This window comes from Bordetella ansorpii, assembly GCF_900078315.1.
Classification (GTDB): domain Bacteria; phylum Pseudomonadota; class Gammaproteobacteria; order Burkholderiales; family Burkholderiaceae_B; genus Bordetella; species Bordetella ansorpii.
On sequence record NZ_FKBS01000013.1, the window covers coordinates 56,943 to 73,159 of the forward strand.

The window sequence follows — 16,217 nt, forward strand, 5'->3', positions numbered from 1 at the left end:
GGCGGGGCGTCCTCACATGCCGCTGTAGACCGGACCTTCGCCGCCCTGCGGCGCGACCCAGACGATGTTCTGGGTCGGATCCTTGATGTCGCAGGTCTTGCAGTGCACGCAGTTCTGCGCGTTGATCTGCAGCTTGTCCGCACCGTGGTCGTCCTTGATGAACTCGTACACGCCGGCCGGGCAATAGCGCGCCTCGGGACCGCCGTACTGCGCCAGGTTCACGGACACCGGGATGCTCGGATCCTTCAACGTCAGGTGGACCGGCTCGTTTTCGTCGTGGTTGGTGTTCGAGATGAACACCGAACTGAGCTTGTCGAACGTGAGCTTGCCGTCGGGCTTGGGGTAGTCGATGCGCGCGCACTGCGAGGCCGGCTGCAGGTAGGTGTGGTCGGCCTTGGTGCGGTGGATGGTCCAGGGGAAATTGCCCTTGAGCAGCCATTGTTCGACGCCGGTCATGAGCGTGGCCACCGTGCGGCCCTTCTTGAACCACTGCTTGAAATTGCGCGCCTTGTGCAGCTCGGCGTGCAGCCAGGAAGCGTCGAAGGCGGCGGGGTAGGACGTGAGCTCGTCCTGCTTGCGGTCGGCGCCCAGGGCCTCGAACGCAGCCTCGGCGGCCAGCTTGCCGGTCTTGATGGCGGCGTGGCTGCCCTTGATGCGCGAGGCGTTCATGAAGCCGGCTTCACAGCCGATCATGGCGCCGCCCGGGAACACCAGCTTGGGCAGCGACAGCAGGCCGCCCGCGGTGATGGCGCGTGCGCCGTAGGCGATGCGCTTGCCGCCTTCGAACGTGGTGCGGATGGCAGGGTGCGTCTTGTAGCGCTGGAATTCCTCGAACGGCGACAGCCAGGGATTGGCGTAGTCCAGGCCGACCACCATGCCGACCGCCACCAGGTTGTTGTCCAGGTGATAGAGGAACGAGCCGCCGTAGGTGTCGCTGTCCAGCGGCCAGCCGGCCGTGTGGATGACCAGGCCGGGGCGCGACTGCGCGGGATCGACTTCCCACAGCTCCTTGATGCCGATGCCGTAGGACTGCGGATCGCGGCCTTCGTCCAGCTTGTAGCGGGAGATGAGCTGGCGGCCCAACTGGCCGCGCGCGCCTTCGGCGAACAGGGTGTAGCGGGCCAGCAGTTCCATGCCGGGCTGGTAGTGGTCGGTGTGCGAGCCATCGCGCGCCACGCCCATGTCGCCGGTAGCCACGCCGCGCACGGCGCCGGCCTCGTCGTACAGCACCTCGACGGCGGCGAAGCCGGGGAACACGTCCACACCCAGGCTCTCGGCCTGTTCGCCCAGCCACTTCACCACGTCGCCCAGGCGGACGATGTAGTTGCCCTCATTGTGAAAACAGGCAGGCAGCATCCAGTTGGGCGTGCGGCGCGCGCCGGTGGGCGACAGGAACAGGAACTGGTCCTGCGTGACCGGCACGTTCAGCGGCGCGCCCTTTTCCTTCCAGTCGGGGATCAGCTCGGTCAGCGCCAGGGGATCCATGACGGCGCCGGACAGGATATGGGCGCCCAGTTCGGCGCCTTTCTCCAGCACGCAGACGCTGACCTCGCGGTCTTTCTCGGCGGCGAGCTGTTTCAGGCGGATCGCGGCGGCCAGGCCGGCAGGCCCGCCTCCCACCACGACCACGTCATATTCCATTGATTCCCGTTCTGACATTGCAGCGTTCCCCTCTATGGCTTCGATATGGCAAGAAGTATCATCGGCGATTGTATTGCAGCCGGCGGGGCCCGTCGGCGCGCGCTTCCCTCTTCAGGAGTTCCCCGTTTGTCCGCCGACTTCCCGACGATGCGCCTGCTTGCCGAAGGCGACATCCATCATGTCGATCTGCCCTTGCGCTGGGGCGATTCCGACTCCCTCAATCATCTCAACAACACTGTCTATTTCCGCCTGATGGAAGAGGCGCGCATGCGCATCCTCTATGGCGCGGGCATGCAACTGCCCGGCCCGGGCGCGGGCGCCATCCTGGCGCATGCCTCGTGCGATTTCATGCGTCCGCTGACCTATCCGGCCGACGTGCGCGTCACGCACCGGGTGGCGCGCATCGGCCGCTCCAGCATCGAGTTCGAACTGACGCTGGAGAAACTGGGCGACGAGGCCGGTATCTATGCGCGCGGCCGCAACGTGCTGGTGTGCATGGACTTCGTGGCGAACCGCTCGCAGCCCTGGCCCGAGGAGCTGCTGCGCAAGTTCGGCGCGCAGTTCCGGCCCGCCGGCTGAATGGTGCGGCGCGGCACCTGCCGCTACAATCGTCTGCAAAATGAACTACGCGGCGCTTCGCACCGGCGGGCGCCTTTCGTACGGTTTCGAACTCGATAAAGGAGCTGGAGCAATGGACAAGGTTTATGCAAGCGCCGCCGAGGCGCTGGCAGGCGTCGTCAAGGACGGCCAGATGATCGCCGTCGGCGGTTTCGGGCTGTGCGGTATCCCCGAGGCCCTGATTGCCGCGTTGCGCGATTCGGGCGTGAAAGACCTGACCTGCATCAGCAACAACGCCGGCGTCGACGGTTTCGGCCTGGGCCAGTTGCTGACCACCCGCCAGATCCGCAAGATGATCGCCTCCTACGTGGGCGAGAACAAGGAATTCGAACGCCAGTACCTGGCAGGCGAACTCGAGCTCGAGTTCACGCCGCAGGGCACGCTGGCCGAGAAGCTGCGCGCCGGCGGCGCCGGCATCCCGGCGTTCTTCACCCGCACCGGCGTGGGCACCATCGTGGCCGACGGCAAGGAAATCCGCGAGTTCGACGGCGAGCAGTACGTGATGGAACGTTCGCTGGTGCCCGACGTGTCGCTGGTCAAGGCCTACAAGGCCGACCGCAGCGGCAACCTGGTGTTCCGCAAGACCGCGCGCAACTTCAACCCCAACGTGGCGATGGCCGGCCGTGTCACCATCGTCGAGGTCGAGGAAGTGGTCGACACCGGCGCGTTCGATCCCGACCAGATCCATCTGCCCGGCATCTTCGTGCACCGCATCGTGGTCAACGCCAGCCCGGAAAAACGCATCGAACAACGCACCACGCGTAGCGCCTAAGGAGACGAAACATGGCATGGTCCCGCGATGAAATGGCGGCGCGCGCCGCGCAAGAACTGAAAGACGGTTTCTACGTGAACCTGGGCATCGGCCTGCCCACCCTGGTGGCCAACCACGTGCCCGAGGGTATCGAGGTCTGGCTGCAGTCCGAGAACGGCCTCTTGGGCATCGGCCCGTTTCCCACCGACGAGCAGGTCGACGCCGACCTGATCAACGCCGGCAAGCAGACGGTCACCACGCTGCCCGGCTCGTCGATCTTCTCGTCGGCCGATTCGTTCGGCATGATCCGGGGCGGCAAGATCAACCTGGCCATCCTGGGCGCCATGCAGGTGTCCGAGAAGGGCGACCTGGCCAACTGGATGATCCCGGGCAAGATGGTCAAGGGCATGGGCGGCGCGATGGACCTGGTGGCCGGCGTCAAGCGCGTCGTCGTGCTGATGGAACACGTGGCCAAGAAGAAGGACGGCACGGAAGACATCAAGCTGCTGCCCGAGTGCAATCTGCCGCTGACCGGCGTGGGCGTGGTCGATCTCATCATCACCGATCTCGGCGTGATGGAAGTCACCGAAGACGGCCTGAAGCTGCTGGAAACGGCGCCGGGCGTCACGGTCGACGAGATCAAGTCCAAGACGCTGGCCAAGCTGGATGTGTCGCTGGTGGCGTAACCGGTTCGCCTGCGGCCTGCCGCAACGCAAGAAAAAACGCCCTGTCCCGGTTTCGAGCAGGGCGTCTTGCTGTCAAGCGTAGGCCGTTTTCCGCTTGCGGCCAGTCGACGCTTCAGGGCCGTCGATAATTATTGAAATGACGGGCACGCATGTATTGCGCCCGCAACGGGTCTCGAATATCTCAGGCGGTATTGGCGTTGTGCCGACGCATGCCGATATGCGCGATGCCGTCTTCCATATAGATTTCGGTTGCCGGCGTAAACCCATGTCCCGCATAAAACCCTTGCAGCCGATGTTGCGCACCCAGGTAGACGGGATGTGCCGGCCATAAGCGGCTGATCTCGTGCAGCGCCTGGCGCATCAGTTCGTGTCCCAGCCCGTTGCCGCGTGCGTCCTGTGCGGTGACCACGCGTCCGATCACGGCATCACCGGCATGGCTGCCGGGATCCAGCAACCGCGCGCCGGCAACCAGCCGCCCGTCCTTCCAGCCCATCAGGTGCCAGGTGTCGCCGGCCAGGTCCTGCCCGTCCAGGTCGAGGAAGATGCATTGCTGCTCTACCACGAACACTTCGCTGCGCAGGCGCAACAGCGCATACAGCTCGGCGGTGGTCAGGTCGGTATGGTGTTTGCAGATCCAGGTAGGCACGGAACAAGAAAATGTCGAAGGTGGGCGATGCGAGCGGGGTCAGTTCCCGCTGCGGTGGCAGGTCGACATGCTACCGGGATACTGGTGGTCGGAGACGACCATCAGGCTGGCTGACAGCGGCGCCAGGCCAAACTGGGCTGCCGTGTCGCGCGAGGCCTGCGTTACGGGGGCGACGGGGTGGGAGGCTCGGGATAGGAATCTCTCGATGCGCCAGCCTGCATGCAGATTGCCGGAGGCGGGAATGCCAGCGACGCGTAGCAAGCAAGTCACTGTTTTTATTACGAAAATGCACTGTTTTCAGCCGAGGTCGAGCGTTGCAGGGGTGAGGTCGATATTTCATGACAGATCCAAGACAAGTTCTTGGGGAATACCCTTGGTCTGAAAATTTATTTTCTTTACTACAATGTGTATGTAAACAGATTTACATGAACCTTCGCTAGCTTCTTCCGCGCTCCGCCCGACTCCCTCGTGTCTCCCCCCAAGAGCAAGGCCGCTCCCTCCATCGCCGACCGCATCGCCCGCGCGCAACCGGAATTCAGTCCGGTCCAGCACGCCATGGCCGAGTACGTCCTGGCGCATCAGTTCCGGGCGGCCACCATGACCATCGACGAGTTCGCGGCCGCCGCGGGCGTGTCGGTGGCCAGCGCCAACCGCTTCGCCCGCGCGCTGGGCCTGCCGGGTTATCCGCAGTTCCGCGCCGAGCTGGCGCGCGGCTTCGAGGCGGCGCTGGAGCCCCTGGAGAAGATGCGTACCGAGCTGGGCCGTTCGGCCAGCGCCGCGCAGATCTTCGCCGCCTCGCTGCAGGAAGACATCGCCAACGCGCAGCGCACGCTGCAGTCGCTGGACGCCGATGCCTGTGAGCGCGCGGTGGACGCCATCCTGGCGGCCCAGCGCGTGTTCGTGATCGGCTTCGGCGCCAGCGGTTTCCTGGCCGGCATGCTGCATCGCGCGCTGTGCATGCACCTGAACATGGTCGAGTCGCTGGCAAGCGCCGGCGGGGTGTCGCACGCGGCGCGCCGCATGTCGCGCATGACGCGCGACGACCTGGTCATCGCCATCGCCTTCCCGCGCTATCTGTCCGATACCGTGACGCTGGCCAATGCCGCCAAGCAGGGCGGCGTGCCGGTGCTGGTGCTGACCGACAAGCCCACCTCCCCGCTGGCGCCTGCCGCGTCCGTCGCGTTGTACGCGCACAGCAGCCGCCAGCTCAGTCCCAATTCCGAAAGCGCCGCGCTCGGTCTCATCGAGGCGCTGGGAGCGGCGGTGGCCTATCGCGCCAAGAATTCCGTTGCCGCGGCAGCCGGCGTGACCGAGTCCGTCATGCCGTGGCTCATCCATGGTGTAGGAAAACGATGATTCAACCTGTGATCGCCATTCATGGCGGCGCCGGCGCGATGTCGCGCGCGGCGATGACTCCTGAAAAAGAACAGGAATACCTGTCCGCGCTGGACGGCATCCTGGCCGCTGGCCAGGCCGTGCTGGCCGCCGGCGGCAGCGCTCTGGACGCCGTCACCGAGGCCGTGCGCCTGCTGGAAGACTGCCCGCTGTTCAATGCCGGCCACGGCGCCGTGTTCACCAGCGCCGCCACGCACGAGCTGGACGCCTCCATCATGGACGGCGCCACGCTGCGTTCGGGCGCCATCGCGGGCGTCGATTGCGTGCGCAATCCGGTGTTGGCCGCGCGCAAGGTCATGGAAGAAAGCAAGCACGTGTTCTTCGTGGGCGAGGGCGCCGAAGCCTTCGCGCGCGAACACGGCCTGGATATCGTCGACCCTTCGTACTTCTCCACCGAGGCCCGCCGCGAGCAACTGCTGCGCGTGCAGCGCGAGACGCCCGAGGCGGCCGTGCTGGACCACGACGGCCAGGCCCTGGTGGCGAACAGCCAGCCCGCCGCCGCGCCCGCCGAGCCGCTGGATGCCGACAAGAAGCTGGGCACGGTGGGCGCCGTGGCGGTGGACGCGCAGGGCAACCTGGCCGCGGCCACGTCCACCGGCGGCATCACCAACAAGCAGGTGGGCCGCGTGGGCGACGCGCCGCTGATCGGCGCCGGCTGCTATGCCAGCAACCGCACCTGCGCGGTCTCCACCACGGGCACCGGCGAGATGTTCATCCGCATGGTCGCCGCGTACGACGTGGCGGCGCAGATGGAATACGCCGGCACGCCGCTTGCGGAAGCCGCGCGCCGCGTCGTCGAGGACAAGCTGCCGACCATCGGCGGCAAGGGCGGCCTGATCGCCGTCGACGCGCAGGGCAACGTGACCCTGCCGTTCAATACCGAAGGCATGTACCGTGGTTACGCCCGCGTGGGCGAGCCTCCCGTGGCGTCCATCTACCGATGACCGCCGCCGATTTACGTAGTCTGCAAGATAGGAACAATCAAGATGGTTGAGCGCGCATCCTCCCTGGCGCTGCCCGAGAACCGCGTGGTTCAGGTGGACGACCTGAGCGTGAATTTCGTGTCGTCCGAGCGGACGGTGCAGGCCGTGCGCAACCTGTCGTTCCACGTCGACCGGGGCGAGACCCTGGCCATCGTGGGCGAGTCGGGTTCGGGCAAGTCGGTGACCTCGCTGTCGCTGATGCGCCTGGTCGAGCACGGCGGTGGCCGTCTGGCCAGTGGCCGCATGGCCCTGCGCCGCCGCAACGGCGCGGTCATCGATCTGGCCGGCGCCAGCCAGCGCGCCATGCGCGGCGTGCGCGGCGCCGACATGGCGATGATCTTCCAGGAGCCGATGACCTCGCTGAACCCGGTGTTCACGGCCGGCGACCAGATCGCCGAATCGATCCGCCTGCACCAGGGCATGGACGGCGCCGCCGCGCGCGCCGAAGCCCTGCGCATGCTGGAACAGGTGCGCATTCCCGAAGCCCGTTCCGTGATGGACCGCCACCCGCACCAGTTGTCGGGCGGCATGCGCCAGCGCGTGATGATCGCGATGGCGCTGGCCTGCAAGCCCGCGCTGCTGATCGCCGACGAGCCCACCACCGCGCTGGACGTGACCATCCAGGCCCAGATCCTGCAGCTGATCCGCCAACTGCAGGAAGAAATGCACATGGGCGTGGTGTTCATCACCCACGACATGGGCGTGGTGGCCGAAGTGGCCGACCGCGTGCTGGTGATGTTCCGCGGCGACAAGGTCGAGGAAGGCCCGTCCGAGCAGATCTTCGGCGCGCCCCAGCATCCCTATACCAAGGCGTTGCTGTCGGCCGTGCCGCGCCTGGGCGCGATGCAGGGCACCGACCTGCCGGCGCGCTTCCCGCTGCTGCACGTCGAGGACAAGATCCAGGTGCCCGAGCCCGCCACGCAGGTGGCGCCGTCAGACGCCAAGACCCCGGTGCTCAGCGTGCGCGACCTGGTCACGCGCTTCGACCTGCGTGGCGGCATCCTGAGCCGCGTGCAGCGCCGTGTGCACGCCGTCGAGCACGTCAGCTTCGATCTGTATCCCGGCGAGACGCTGTCGCTGGTCGGCGAATCCGGGTGCGGCAAGTCCACCACCGGCCGCTCGCTGCTGCGCCTGGTCGACAGCCAGTCGGGCAGCATCCAGTTCGGTGGCCGCGACATCGTGAAGCTGCGTCCGGCCGAACTGCAATCGCTGCGCCGCGACATCCAGTTCGTGTTCCAGGATCCCTTCGCCTCGCTCGATCCGCGCGTCACCGTCGGCTTCTCCATCATGGAGCCGCTGCTGGTGCACGGCGTGGCCAAGGGCAAGGAAGCCGAGCGCCGCGTGGCCGAGCTGCTTGATCGCGTCGGCCTGCCGCGCGACGTGGCCGACCGCTATCCGCATGAATTCTCGGGCGGCCAGCGCCAGCGCATCTGTATCGCGCGCGCCCTGGCCCTGAACCCGAAGGTGGTGATCGCCGACGAATCCGTGTCCGCGCTGGACGTGTCCATCCAGGCGCAGATCGTCAACCTGCTGATCGACCTGCAGCGCGACCTGGGCATCTCGTTCCTGTTCATCTCGCACGACATGGCCGTGGTCGAACGCGTCAGCCACCGCGTGGCGGTGATGTATCTGGGCCAGATCGTCGAGATCGGTCCGCGCCGCGCCATTTTCGAGAATCCGCAGCATCCCTACACCAAGAAGCTGATGGCGGCGGTGCCCATCGCCGATCCGGCCCGGCGCCATCGCAAGCGCACCCTGCTGTCCGACGAGATCCCCAGCCCCATCCGCAAGCTCGGCGACGATCCGCTGGTCGAGCCGCTGGTGGCCGTGGGTCCCGATCACTTCGTGGCCCGCCACAGCATCGGCGGCGCATACTGATTTTTCTTGCAGTCCTCATCCACCACACCGACCCGTCCGCAAGACAGGAGCCTTACATGAAATTCGTATCGCGCCCGACCCAAATCATGGCCGCCGCCGCGCTGGCCTTTGGCGTGCTGGCCTCGCCCATGGCGATGGCCGCCAAGGATGTGACCCTCGCGGTCTCCATCGCGCTGGAAACGCTGGACCCCTACAACACCAACAGCACCCTGAACCAGGCGGCCGGCAAGGCCTACTACGAAGGCCTGTTCGAGTTCGACAAGGACCTGAAGATCCAGAAGGTCCTGGCCACCGACTACAGCGTTTCCGAAGACGGCCTGGAATACACCTTCAAGCTGCGCCAGGGCGTGAAGTTCCAGGACGGCACCGACTTCAATGCCGAAGCGGTCAAGATCAACTTCGACCGTCCGGCCAACCCGGACAACCGCCTGTCGCGCTACATCCAGTTCAGCGTCATCAAGCAGATCGACGTCATCGATCCCTACACCGTCAAGATCACCCTGAAGAAGCCGTTCTCGGCCTTCATCAACGCGCTGGCCCACCCGGCCGCCATGATGATCTCGCCTGCCGCGCTGAAGAAGTGGGGCAAGGAAATCGGTTTCCACCCCGTGGGCACCGGCCCCTTCGAATTCGTCGAGTGGAAGCCCGCCGAGTACCTGAAGGTCAAGAAGTTCGACGGCTACTGGAAGAAGGGTTACCCGAAGATCGACACCCTGACGTTCCGCACCGTCACCGACAACAACACGCGCGCCGCCGTCGTGCAGACGGGCGAGGCCCAGTTCGCCTTCCCGGTGCCGTTCGAGCAGGCCTCGGTGCTGGCCAAGAACGACAAGATCGATCTGGTCGACCACAAGAACTCGATCATGGCGCGCTACCTGTCGATGAACGTGCAGCAGAAGCCGTTCGACAACGTCAAGGTCCGCCAGGCCGTCAACTACGCCATCAACAAGCAGGCGCTGGCCAAGGTCGCGTTCGCCGGCTACGCCACCCAGGTCGACGGCGTGGTGCCGCAGGGCGTGGACTTCGCCACCAAGATCGGCCAATGGCCCTACGATCCCAAGAAGGCCAAGGCATTGCTGGCCGAAGCCGGCTACCCCAACGGCTTCGAGAGCACGCTGTGGTCCGCCTACAACGACGGCACGTCGGTGAAGGTCGTCCAGTTCCTGCAGCAGCAACTGGCCCAGGTCGGCATCAAGGTGTCGGTCGAGGTGCTGGAATCCGGCCAGCGCGTGCAGCGCGTGCAGCAGGTGCAGAAGCCGGAAGACGCCAAGGTCCGCATGTACTACGCCGGCTGGTCGTCGTCGACCGGTGAAGCCGACTGGGGCCTGCGTCCGCTGCTGACCACCGCCGCCTTTCCGCCGGTGCTGAACAACGTGTCGTACTACTCGAACAAGCAGGTCGACGAGGACATCGCCAACGCGCTGGCCACGACCGACCGCGCCGCCAAGACCAAGCTGTACGACGACGCGCAGAAGACGATCTGGAACGATGCCCCGTGGGCCTTCCTGGTGACGCAGAACAACCTGTACGCGCGTTCCAAGAATCTCTCCGGCATCTACGTCGAACCCGATACCTCGTTCTGGTTCGGCGACATCGACCTGAAGCAGTAAACCCGCGAGCAGTAAAAACCGCGAGCCGTAAACCCGCGAGCTGTAAATTCGCGTTATGCCGCGTCGGCCGGGGCCGTTGCCCCGGCCGATGCCGCAGGAATTCTCAATGTTCACCTACATCGTCAAACGTCTATTGGGCATGATCCCCACGCTGCTGCTGGTGGCCGTGGTCGTGTTCCTCTTCGTGCACATGCTGCCGGGCGATCCCGCGCGCCTGGCCGCCGGCCAGGACGCCGACCAGACCACCGTCGAGCTGGTCCGCCAGGAACTCGGCCTGGACCTGCCTCTGCCGCAGCAGTTCGTGCGCTACTTCAGCCACATGCTGCAGGGCGACCTGGGCGTGTCGCTGCGCAGCAAGCGCCCCGTCTCCACTGAAATCGCCGACCGCTTCATGCCCACGCTGTGGCTCACGCTGGCCGCCATGGCCTGGTCCGTGACCTTCGGCATGGTCATCGGCATCGTGTCCGCCGTGTGGCGCAACAAGTGGCCCGACCGCCTGGGCATGACGTTGGCGGTGTCCGGCATCTCGTTCCCCGCGTTCGCGCTGGGCATGGTGCTGATGCAGGTCTTCTCGGTCGAACTGGGCTGGCTGCCCACCGTCGGCGCCTCGACCTGGCAGCACTACATCCTGCCGTCCATCACGCTGGGCGCGGCCGTGGCCGCGGTGATGGCCCGCTTCACGCGCGCCTCGTTCGTCGAGGTGATCCAGGAAGACTTCGTGCGCACCGCGCGCGCCAAGGGCCTGTCCGAGCGCGTCGTGGTGACCAAGCACACGCTGCGCAACGCGCTGATCCCGGTGGTCACCATGATGGGCCTGCAGTTCGGCTTCCTGCTGGGCGGCTCCATCGTGGTCGAGACCGTGTTCAACTGGCCCGGCCTGGGCCGCCTGCTGGTCGACGCCGTCACCCAGCGCGACTATCCGGTGATCCAGGGCCTGGTGCTGCTGTTCTCGCTGGAATTCATCCTGATCAACCTGATTGTCGACGTGATGTACGGCGTCATCAATCCCAGCATTCGCTACAAGTGAGGGCGGGCATGAGCAATATCGAAACCGCCTCGGCCACCACCGACGCCGCCACCGCTCCCGGCGCGGCCCCCGCCGTGGCCGCCCAGGCCGCGGTGCGTACCCCGGCCACCGAGTTCTGGCGCAAGTTCCGCAAGCAGAAGCTGGCGCTGGGCGCCGGCGTGTTCGTGCTGCTGCTGGTCGTGGCCGCGATCTTCGCGCCCTGGCTGGCGCCGTTCGACCCCGAGAACTTCTTCGACTACGACGCCCTGAACGCCACGCCGTCGTGGACGCACTGGTTCGGCGTGGACTCGCTGGGCCGCGACATCTTCAGCCGCGTGCTGATGGGCGCCCGCATCTCGCTGGCGGCCGGCTTCCTGTCGGTGGCCATGGGCGCGGTGGTGGGCACGCTGATGGGCCTGATGGCCGGCTACTACGAAGGCTGGTGGGAGCGCATCACGATGCGCATCTCCGACGTGCTGCTGGCTTTTCCCGGCATGCTGCTGGCCATCGGCGTGGTCGCCATCCTGGGTTCCAGCATGGTCAACGTGATCGTGGCCGTGGCCGTGTTCAGCGTGCCGGCCTTCGCGCGCCTGGTGCGCGGCAACACGCTGGCCATCAAGCAGATGACCTACGTCGAAGCTGTGCGCAGCGTGGGCGCGTCCGACTGGACCATCATCATGCGCCACATCCTGCCGGGCACCATCTCGCCCATCGTCGTGTACGGCACCATGCGTATCGGCACCTCGATCATCACGGCGGCCAGCCTGTCGTTCCTGGGCATGGGCGCGCAGCCGCCCACGCCGGAATGGGGCGCCATGCTGAACGAGGCCCGCGCCGACATGGTGCTGTCGCCCCACATCGCGATCTTCCCCGCGCTGGCGATCTTCCTGACGGTGCTGGCCTTCAACCTGCTGGGCGACGGCCTGCGCGACGCGCTGGACCCCAAGATCGACCGCAAGTAAGCGGACTGCGCGGCGTCGTCGTGGCGCACGCCGTCCCGTGGCAATCGTTCTGCCGGCCGGCCCCGGTGGGGCCGGCCTTTCTTTTTCCGGAGACCGTGCGGCGACGCACGGGTGATTCATGCAGGACGCTTCCCCTACCCAGCCGCGCATCGGCGTGCGGCCTTCCGGCCCGCGCGATGCGATCAGCGACGTGCCGGGCGTGACGGTCGGCCACTACACGCTGGCCGACGCCGCGCAGCAGACCGGCGTGACCGTGGTGCGTCCGCACGCCGGTGATCCCTACCGCGACAAGGTGCCGGCCGCCGCCACCATCCTGAACGGTTTCGGCAAGACCACCGGCCTGGTCCAGGTGGCCGAGCTGGGCGTGCTGGAAACCGACATCGCCCTGACCAACACCTTCGGCGTGGGCACGGTTGCCAACGCGCAGATCCGCCACGCCGTGGCCGCCAACCCCGAGATCGGTCGCGGCCTGCCTACGGTGAACCCGCTGGTGTTCGAGTGCAACGACGGCTACCTGAACGACATCCAGGCGCTTGCCGTCACCGAAGACCATTACCGCCAGGCGCTGGCCGCCGCGTCGGCCGAGTTCGCGCAGGGCGCCGTGGGCGCTGGCCGCGGCATGTCCAGTTTCTCGATGAAGGGCGGCATCGGCTCGGCCTCGCGCGTGGCCGAGGTGCAGCCGGGCCAACGCTACACCGTGGGCGCGCTGGTGCTGTCCAACTACGGCCGCCTGCCCAACCTGACCGTGGCGGGCCGGCCGTTCGGCCGCCTGCTGGCCGAGCGCATGGACCGCCAGGCCGCCCCGCTCATGCCGGAACCCGAGAAGGGCTCGATCATTCTGCTGATCGCCACCGATGCGCCGCTGGACGCGCGCCAGTTGCGCCGCCTGTCGCTGCGCGCCGGCGCCGGCCTGGCACGCACCGGCTCGGTGTTCGGCCACGGCAGCGGCGACATCGCGCTGGCCTTCAGCACCGCCTATACCGTGCCGCACCTGGCCGAGCGTGGCATGCCCTCGGTGCCGATGCTGCACGAGACCCGCATCGACCCGCTGTTCGAGGCGGCCGCCGAGGCCAGCGAACAGGCCATCATCGCCGCGCTGTGGCACGCGGAAAGCGTGACCGGCCGCGACGGCCATGCGCGCCGTGCGATCCGTGAGGTGGCGCCGGAATGGCGCCGCTGGCTGGCGGATACCCAGCTTTGACCGTTGGCCGCGGCGCCGGGGCAGGGCGCGCCGCAAGCAAATACCTACTACCGAGTCCGTCATGAAAATCCTGATTTCCACCGACATCGAAGGCGTCGCCGGCGTCTTTCACGGCGAGCAGATCCGCGCCGGCAACGGCGAGTACGAACGCGCGCGCGCCTGGATGACAGGCGAGGCCAACGCGGCCGTGCAGGGCGCCTTCGCGGGCGGAGCCACCGAGGTGCTGGTCAACGACTCGCACGGCGGCTTCCGCAACCTGCTGCCCGACCAGATCGACGAGCGCGCCCGCCTGGTGCTGGGCAAGCCCCGCTACCTGGGCATGATGGGCGGTTTGGAAGAGCCGTGCGATGCCGTCTTCATGATCGGCTATCACAGCCGCGCGCAAGGCCGTGGCGTGCTGGCGCACACCATCAACAGCTTCGCCTTCGCGCGCGTGTTCCTGAACGGCATGGAGCTGGGCGAGGCCGGTTTGTACGGCGCATTGGCCGGTGAGCTGGGCGTGCCGGTGCTGCTGGCCACGGGCGACAACGTCTTCATCGAGGAGACCACGCCGCTGTTCCCGGGCGCCCAGTGGGTGCAGACCAAGGTGGCGCACGGGCAGGGCAGCGGCGTCACGCTGTCGCCCGCCGCGTCGCGGCGCGCCATCGCCCAGGCGGCCGAGGCCGCGGTGCGCGAGGCCACGGGCGGCGCCGGCCAGGCGGTTCCTTTCCGCATCCCCGGCCCGATAGAATGCCGTCTGCAGACCCAGAGTCCGGCGCTGGCCGACCTGTTCTGCATGTGGCCGACGCTCGAGCGCGTCGACGGCGTCACGCTGCGCTTTACGGTAGACAGCGTGCAGGCCGCGATCCGTACGCTCAACAGTCTGGCGGCCATGTCCTTCATGTTGCGCTGAGGATTCTCCATGTCATCCATCCCGACCCGTCTTGCCGACCTGCGACAGGCCATGCGCCGCCGCGGGCTGGACGCCTGCATCGTGCCGTCCGCCGATCCGCACCTGTCCGAGTACCTGCCCGAGCGTTGGCAGGGACGGCGCTGGCTGTCGGGCTTCACTGGCTCGGTGGCCACGCTGGTGGTCACGGCGGATTTCGCCGGGTTGTGGGTGGACAGCCGCTACTGGGTGCAGGCCGAGGCCCAATTGGCCGGCACGGGCATCGAACTGATGAAGATCGCCGCCGCCAACCAGCCCGGCCACGTCGCCTGGCTGGCGGCCAATCTGCGCGCCGGCCAGACGGTGGGCGTCGACGGCCAGGTGCTGGGCCTGGCGGCCTGGCGCGGGCTGTCCGCCGCGCTGGCGCCGGTGGGTATCGCCCTGGACATCCAGGCCGACCTGCTGGAAGACATCTGGGCGGACCGTCCCGGCCTGCCGAGTGCGCCGGTGTACGAACACCAGCCGCCGCAGGCCGTCGAGTCGCGCGCCGAACGCCTGGCGCGCGTGCGTGACGCCATGGACCAGTACGGCGCCGATGCCCATCTGGTGTGCACGGTGGACGACATCGCCTGGATATTCAACCTGCGCGGCGCCGACGTCGAATACAACCCGGTGTTCCTGGCGCATGCCCTGATCGGCCACGATTACGCGGCGCTGTTCGTCGGCACGGGCAAGATCGATGACACCTTGCGCGCGGCCCTGGCCGCCGATGGGGTCGACGTGTTGCCCTACGAGCAGGCCGCCGAGGCCCTGGGTTCGCTGGAGACGGACCAGACCCTGCTGATCGATCCCGCGCGCGTCACCTGCGGCGTGTTCCACCTGATGGACCCCGCCGTGCCACGCGCCGAGGACATCAACCCGTCCACGCTGTTCAAGTCGCGCAAGAGCGACGAGGAGCTGTCGCACGTGCGCGCCGCGATGGAGCAGGACGGCGCCGCCCTGGCCGAGTTCTTCGCCTGGTTCGAAGGCGCGCTGGGCCACGAAACCATCACCGAAATCACCGTCGACGAGCGCATCACCGCCGCGCGCGCCCGCCGTCCCGGTTACGTGTGTCCCAGCTTCGGCACCATCGCCGGCTTCAACGCCAACGGCGCCATGCCGCACTACCGCGCCACGCCCGAGTCCCGCGCCACCATCGAAGGCGACGGCCTGCTGCTGATCGATTCCGGCGGCCAATACGTGGGCGGCACCACCGACATCACCCGCGTGGTGGCCGTGGGTACGCCCACCGCCGACCAGAAGGTAGATTTCACGGTGGTGCTCAAGGGCATGATCGCGCTGTCGCGCGCCGCATTCCCGCGCGGCACCGCCTCGCCCATGCTGGACGCCATCGCCCGCGCGCCCATCTGGGCCAGTGGCGCCGAATACGGCCACGGCACGGGCCACGGCGTGGGCTACTTCCTGAACGTGCACGAGGGCCCGCAGGTCATCTCGTACCGCGCGGCCCCGGGCCCGCACACGGCCATGCAGCCGGGCATGATCACCTCCAACGAGCCCGGCCTCTACCGTCCGGGGCGCTGGGGCGTGCGCATCGAGAACCTGGTGGCCAACCGGGTCTGGCTGGACGGCGAGTTCGGCGAGTTCCTGTGCTTCGAGACGCTGACGCTGTGCCCGATCGACACGCGCTGCATCGAACTGCCGCTGCTGAACGCCGAGGAAATCGCCTGGCTCGACGACTACCACGCCACGGTCCGCCGCCGTGTGTCTCCCTTGGTCCAAGGCAAGGCGCTGGACTGGCTGATCGCGCGGACTGAACCGTTGGCGGCGTGAAGGGCTGCGGAGGTTCGGATCGCTTGATCTGAGTTCTTCAGACGCCCGGGCAGGCCCCTGGGGCCGAGCCGGCCAAGTCGCCGGGCTCGGGCGCGCCAGGAGGCGCCCTCGGTCCCGCTGCGCGGGACTGCCCCGGCTCCAA

14 protein-coding genes are annotated in these 16,217 nt (G+C 67.3%); 12 read left to right on the top strand and 2 right to left on the bottom strand.

The genetic code is table 11. The features are described from left to right. Nucleotides 1–12: 12 nt before the first annotated feature. On the bottom strand, nucleotides 13–1,659 hold the full coding sequence (locus A7W11_RS06480) for an electron transfer flavoprotein-ubiquinone oxidoreductase (protein ID WP_066410201.1): 1,647 nt from the start codon (nucleotides 1,657–1,659) through the stop codon (nucleotides 13–15). A gap of 108 nt (nucleotides 1,660–1,767) precedes the next feature. Here A7W11_RS06480 and A7W11_RS06485 point away from each other — a divergent pair, with 108 nt between their 5' ends. From A7W11_RS06485 to A7W11_RS06495, 3 genes are all read left to right on the top strand, one after another. Then, nucleotides 1,768–2,220: an acyl-CoA thioesterase gene (locus A7W11_RS06485; protein ID WP_412778705.1), complete on the top strand. Its 453-nt coding sequence runs from the start codon at nucleotides 1,768–1,770 to the stop codon at nucleotides 2,218–2,220. Between the two features lie 112 nt (nucleotides 2,221–2,332). Continuing rightward, the gene (locus tag A7W11_RS06490; RefSeq protein ID WP_066410202.1) at nucleotides 2,333–3,031 is read left to right on the top strand and encodes a CoA transferase subunit A; all 699 of its coding nucleotides are present in this window, start codon (nucleotides 2,333–2,335) and stop codon (nucleotides 3,029–3,031) included. Between the two features lie 11 nt (nucleotides 3,032–3,042). Beyond that, nucleotides 3,043–3,696 (top strand): CoA transferase subunit B, encoded by a 654-nt coding sequence (locus A7W11_RS06495; RefSeq protein ID WP_066410203.1) that lies wholly within the window; start codon nucleotides 3,043–3,045, stop codon nucleotides 3,694–3,696. Between the two features lie 181 nt (nucleotides 3,697–3,877). On the opposite strand, the gene A7W11_RS06500 is transcribed toward A7W11_RS06495, so the two are convergent. Continuing rightward, nucleotides 3,878–4,342: a GNAT family N-acetyltransferase gene (locus A7W11_RS06500; protein WP_066410204.1), complete on the bottom strand. Its 465-nt coding sequence runs from the start codon at nucleotides 4,340–4,342 to the stop codon at nucleotides 3,878–3,880. A gap of 468 nt (nucleotides 4,343–4,810) precedes the next feature. On the opposite strand from A7W11_RS06500, the gene A7W11_RS06505 reads away from it, so the two are divergent. The 9 genes from A7W11_RS06505 (at nucleotide 4,811) to A7W11_RS06545 (ending at nucleotide 16,075) form a co-directional block, all read left to right on the top strand. Continuing rightward, nucleotides 4,811–5,698: a MurR/RpiR family transcriptional regulator gene (locus A7W11_RS06505; protein WP_066410205.1), complete on the top strand. Its 888-nt coding sequence runs from the start codon at nucleotides 4,811–4,813 to the stop codon at nucleotides 5,696–5,698. Beyond that, a complete protein-coding gene (locus tag A7W11_RS06510; RefSeq protein WP_066410206.1) occupies nucleotides 5,695–6,681 on the top strand; it encodes an isoaspartyl peptidase/L-asparaginase family protein in 987 nt (328 codons plus the stop codon). Before A7W11_RS06505 ends, A7W11_RS06510 begins: the two co-directional genes overlap by 4 nt. Before the next feature lie 42 nt (nucleotides 6,682–6,723). Then, nucleotides 6,724–8,598: a dipeptide ABC transporter ATP-binding protein gene (locus tag A7W11_RS06515; protein WP_066410207.1), complete on the top strand. Its 1,875-nt coding sequence runs from the start codon at nucleotides 6,724–6,726 to the stop codon at nucleotides 8,596–8,598. A 56-nt stretch (nucleotides 8,599–8,654) separates the two neighbouring features. After that, on the top strand, nucleotides 8,655–10,208 hold the full coding sequence (gene gsiB / locus A7W11_RS06520; RefSeq protein ID WP_066410208.1) for a glutathione ABC transporter substrate-binding protein GsiB: 1,554 nt from the start codon (nucleotides 8,655–8,657) through the stop codon (nucleotides 10,206–10,208). A 106-nt stretch (nucleotides 10,209–10,314) separates the two neighbouring features. Next, complete coding sequence (gsiC, locus tag A7W11_RS06525) at nucleotides 10,315–11,235, top strand: glutathione ABC transporter permease GsiC (RefSeq protein WP_066410209.1); 921 nt, start codon at nucleotides 10,315–10,317, stop codon at nucleotides 11,233–11,235. Between the two features lie 8 nt (nucleotides 11,236–11,243). Then, nucleotides 11,244–12,176, top strand: coding sequence for a glutathione ABC transporter permease GsiD (gsiD, locus tag A7W11_RS06530; protein ID WP_235816818.1), 933 nt, complete (start codon nucleotides 11,244–11,246; stop codon nucleotides 12,174–12,176). Nucleotides 12,177–12,294: 118 nt separating this feature from the next. After that, nucleotides 12,295–13,377 (top strand): DmpA family aminopeptidase, encoded by a 1,083-nt coding sequence (locus tag A7W11_RS06535; protein WP_066410210.1) that lies wholly within the window; start codon nucleotides 12,295–12,297, stop codon nucleotides 13,375–13,377. A 61-nt stretch (nucleotides 13,378–13,438) separates the two neighbouring features. Then, nucleotides 13,439–14,269, top strand: coding sequence for a M55 family metallopeptidase (locus tag A7W11_RS06540; protein ID WP_066410211.1), 831 nt, complete (start codon nucleotides 13,439–13,441; stop codon nucleotides 14,267–14,269). 9 nt (nucleotides 14,270–14,278) lie between these two features. Further along, nucleotides 14,279–16,075 carry an aminopeptidase P family protein gene (locus tag A7W11_RS06545; RefSeq protein ID WP_066410212.1) on the top strand — a complete coding sequence of 599 codons (1,797 nt, stop codon included), beginning with the start codon at nucleotides 14,279–14,281 and terminating at the stop codon, nucleotides 16,073–16,075. The last annotated feature ends 142 nt before the right edge of the window (nucleotides 16,076–16,217 follow it).

What these genes read in the sequence shown, in the direction of transcription:
- A7W11_RS06480 (WP_066410201.1), bottom strand. Translation starts at nt 1,659, where the DNA reads ATGTCAGAACGGGAATCAATGGAATATGACGTGGTCGTGGTGGGAGGC.
- A7W11_RS06490 (WP_066410202.1), top strand. Translation starts at nt 2,333, where the DNA reads ATGGACAAGGTTTATGCAAGCGCCGCCGAGGCGCTGGCAGGCGTCGTC.
- A7W11_RS06495 (WP_066410203.1), top strand. Translation starts at nt 3,043, where the DNA reads ATGGCATGGTCCCGCGATGAAATGGCGGCGCGCGCCGCGCAAGAACTG.
- A7W11_RS06510 (WP_066410206.1), top strand. Translation starts at nt 5,695, where the DNA reads ATGATTCAACCTGTGATCGCCATTCATGGCGGCGCCGGCGCGATGTCG.
- A7W11_RS06515 (WP_066410207.1), top strand. Translation starts at nt 6,724, where the DNA reads ATGGTTGAGCGCGCATCCTCCCTGGCGCTGCCCGAGAACCGCGTGGTT.
- gsiB (WP_066410208.1), top strand. Translation starts at nt 8,655, where the DNA reads ATGAAATTCGTATCGCGCCCGACCCAAATCATGGCCGCCGCCGCGCTG.
- gsiC (WP_066410209.1), top strand. Translation starts at nt 10,315, where the DNA reads ATGTTCACCTACATCGTCAAACGTCTATTGGGCATGATCCCCACGCTG.
- gsiD (WP_235816818.1), top strand. Translation starts at nt 11,244, where the DNA reads ATGAGCAATATCGAAACCGCCTCGGCCACCACCGACGCCGCCACCGCT.
- A7W11_RS06535 (WP_066410210.1), top strand. Translation starts at nt 12,295, where the DNA reads ATGCAGGACGCTTCCCCTACCCAGCCGCGCATCGGCGTGCGGCCTTCC.
- A7W11_RS06540 (WP_066410211.1), top strand. Translation starts at nt 13,439, where the DNA reads ATGAAAATCCTGATTTCCACCGACATCGAAGGCGTCGCCGGCGTCTTT.
- A7W11_RS06545 (WP_066410212.1), top strand. Translation starts at nt 14,279, where the DNA reads ATGTCATCCATCCCGACCCGTCTTGCCGACCTGCGACAGGCCATGCGC.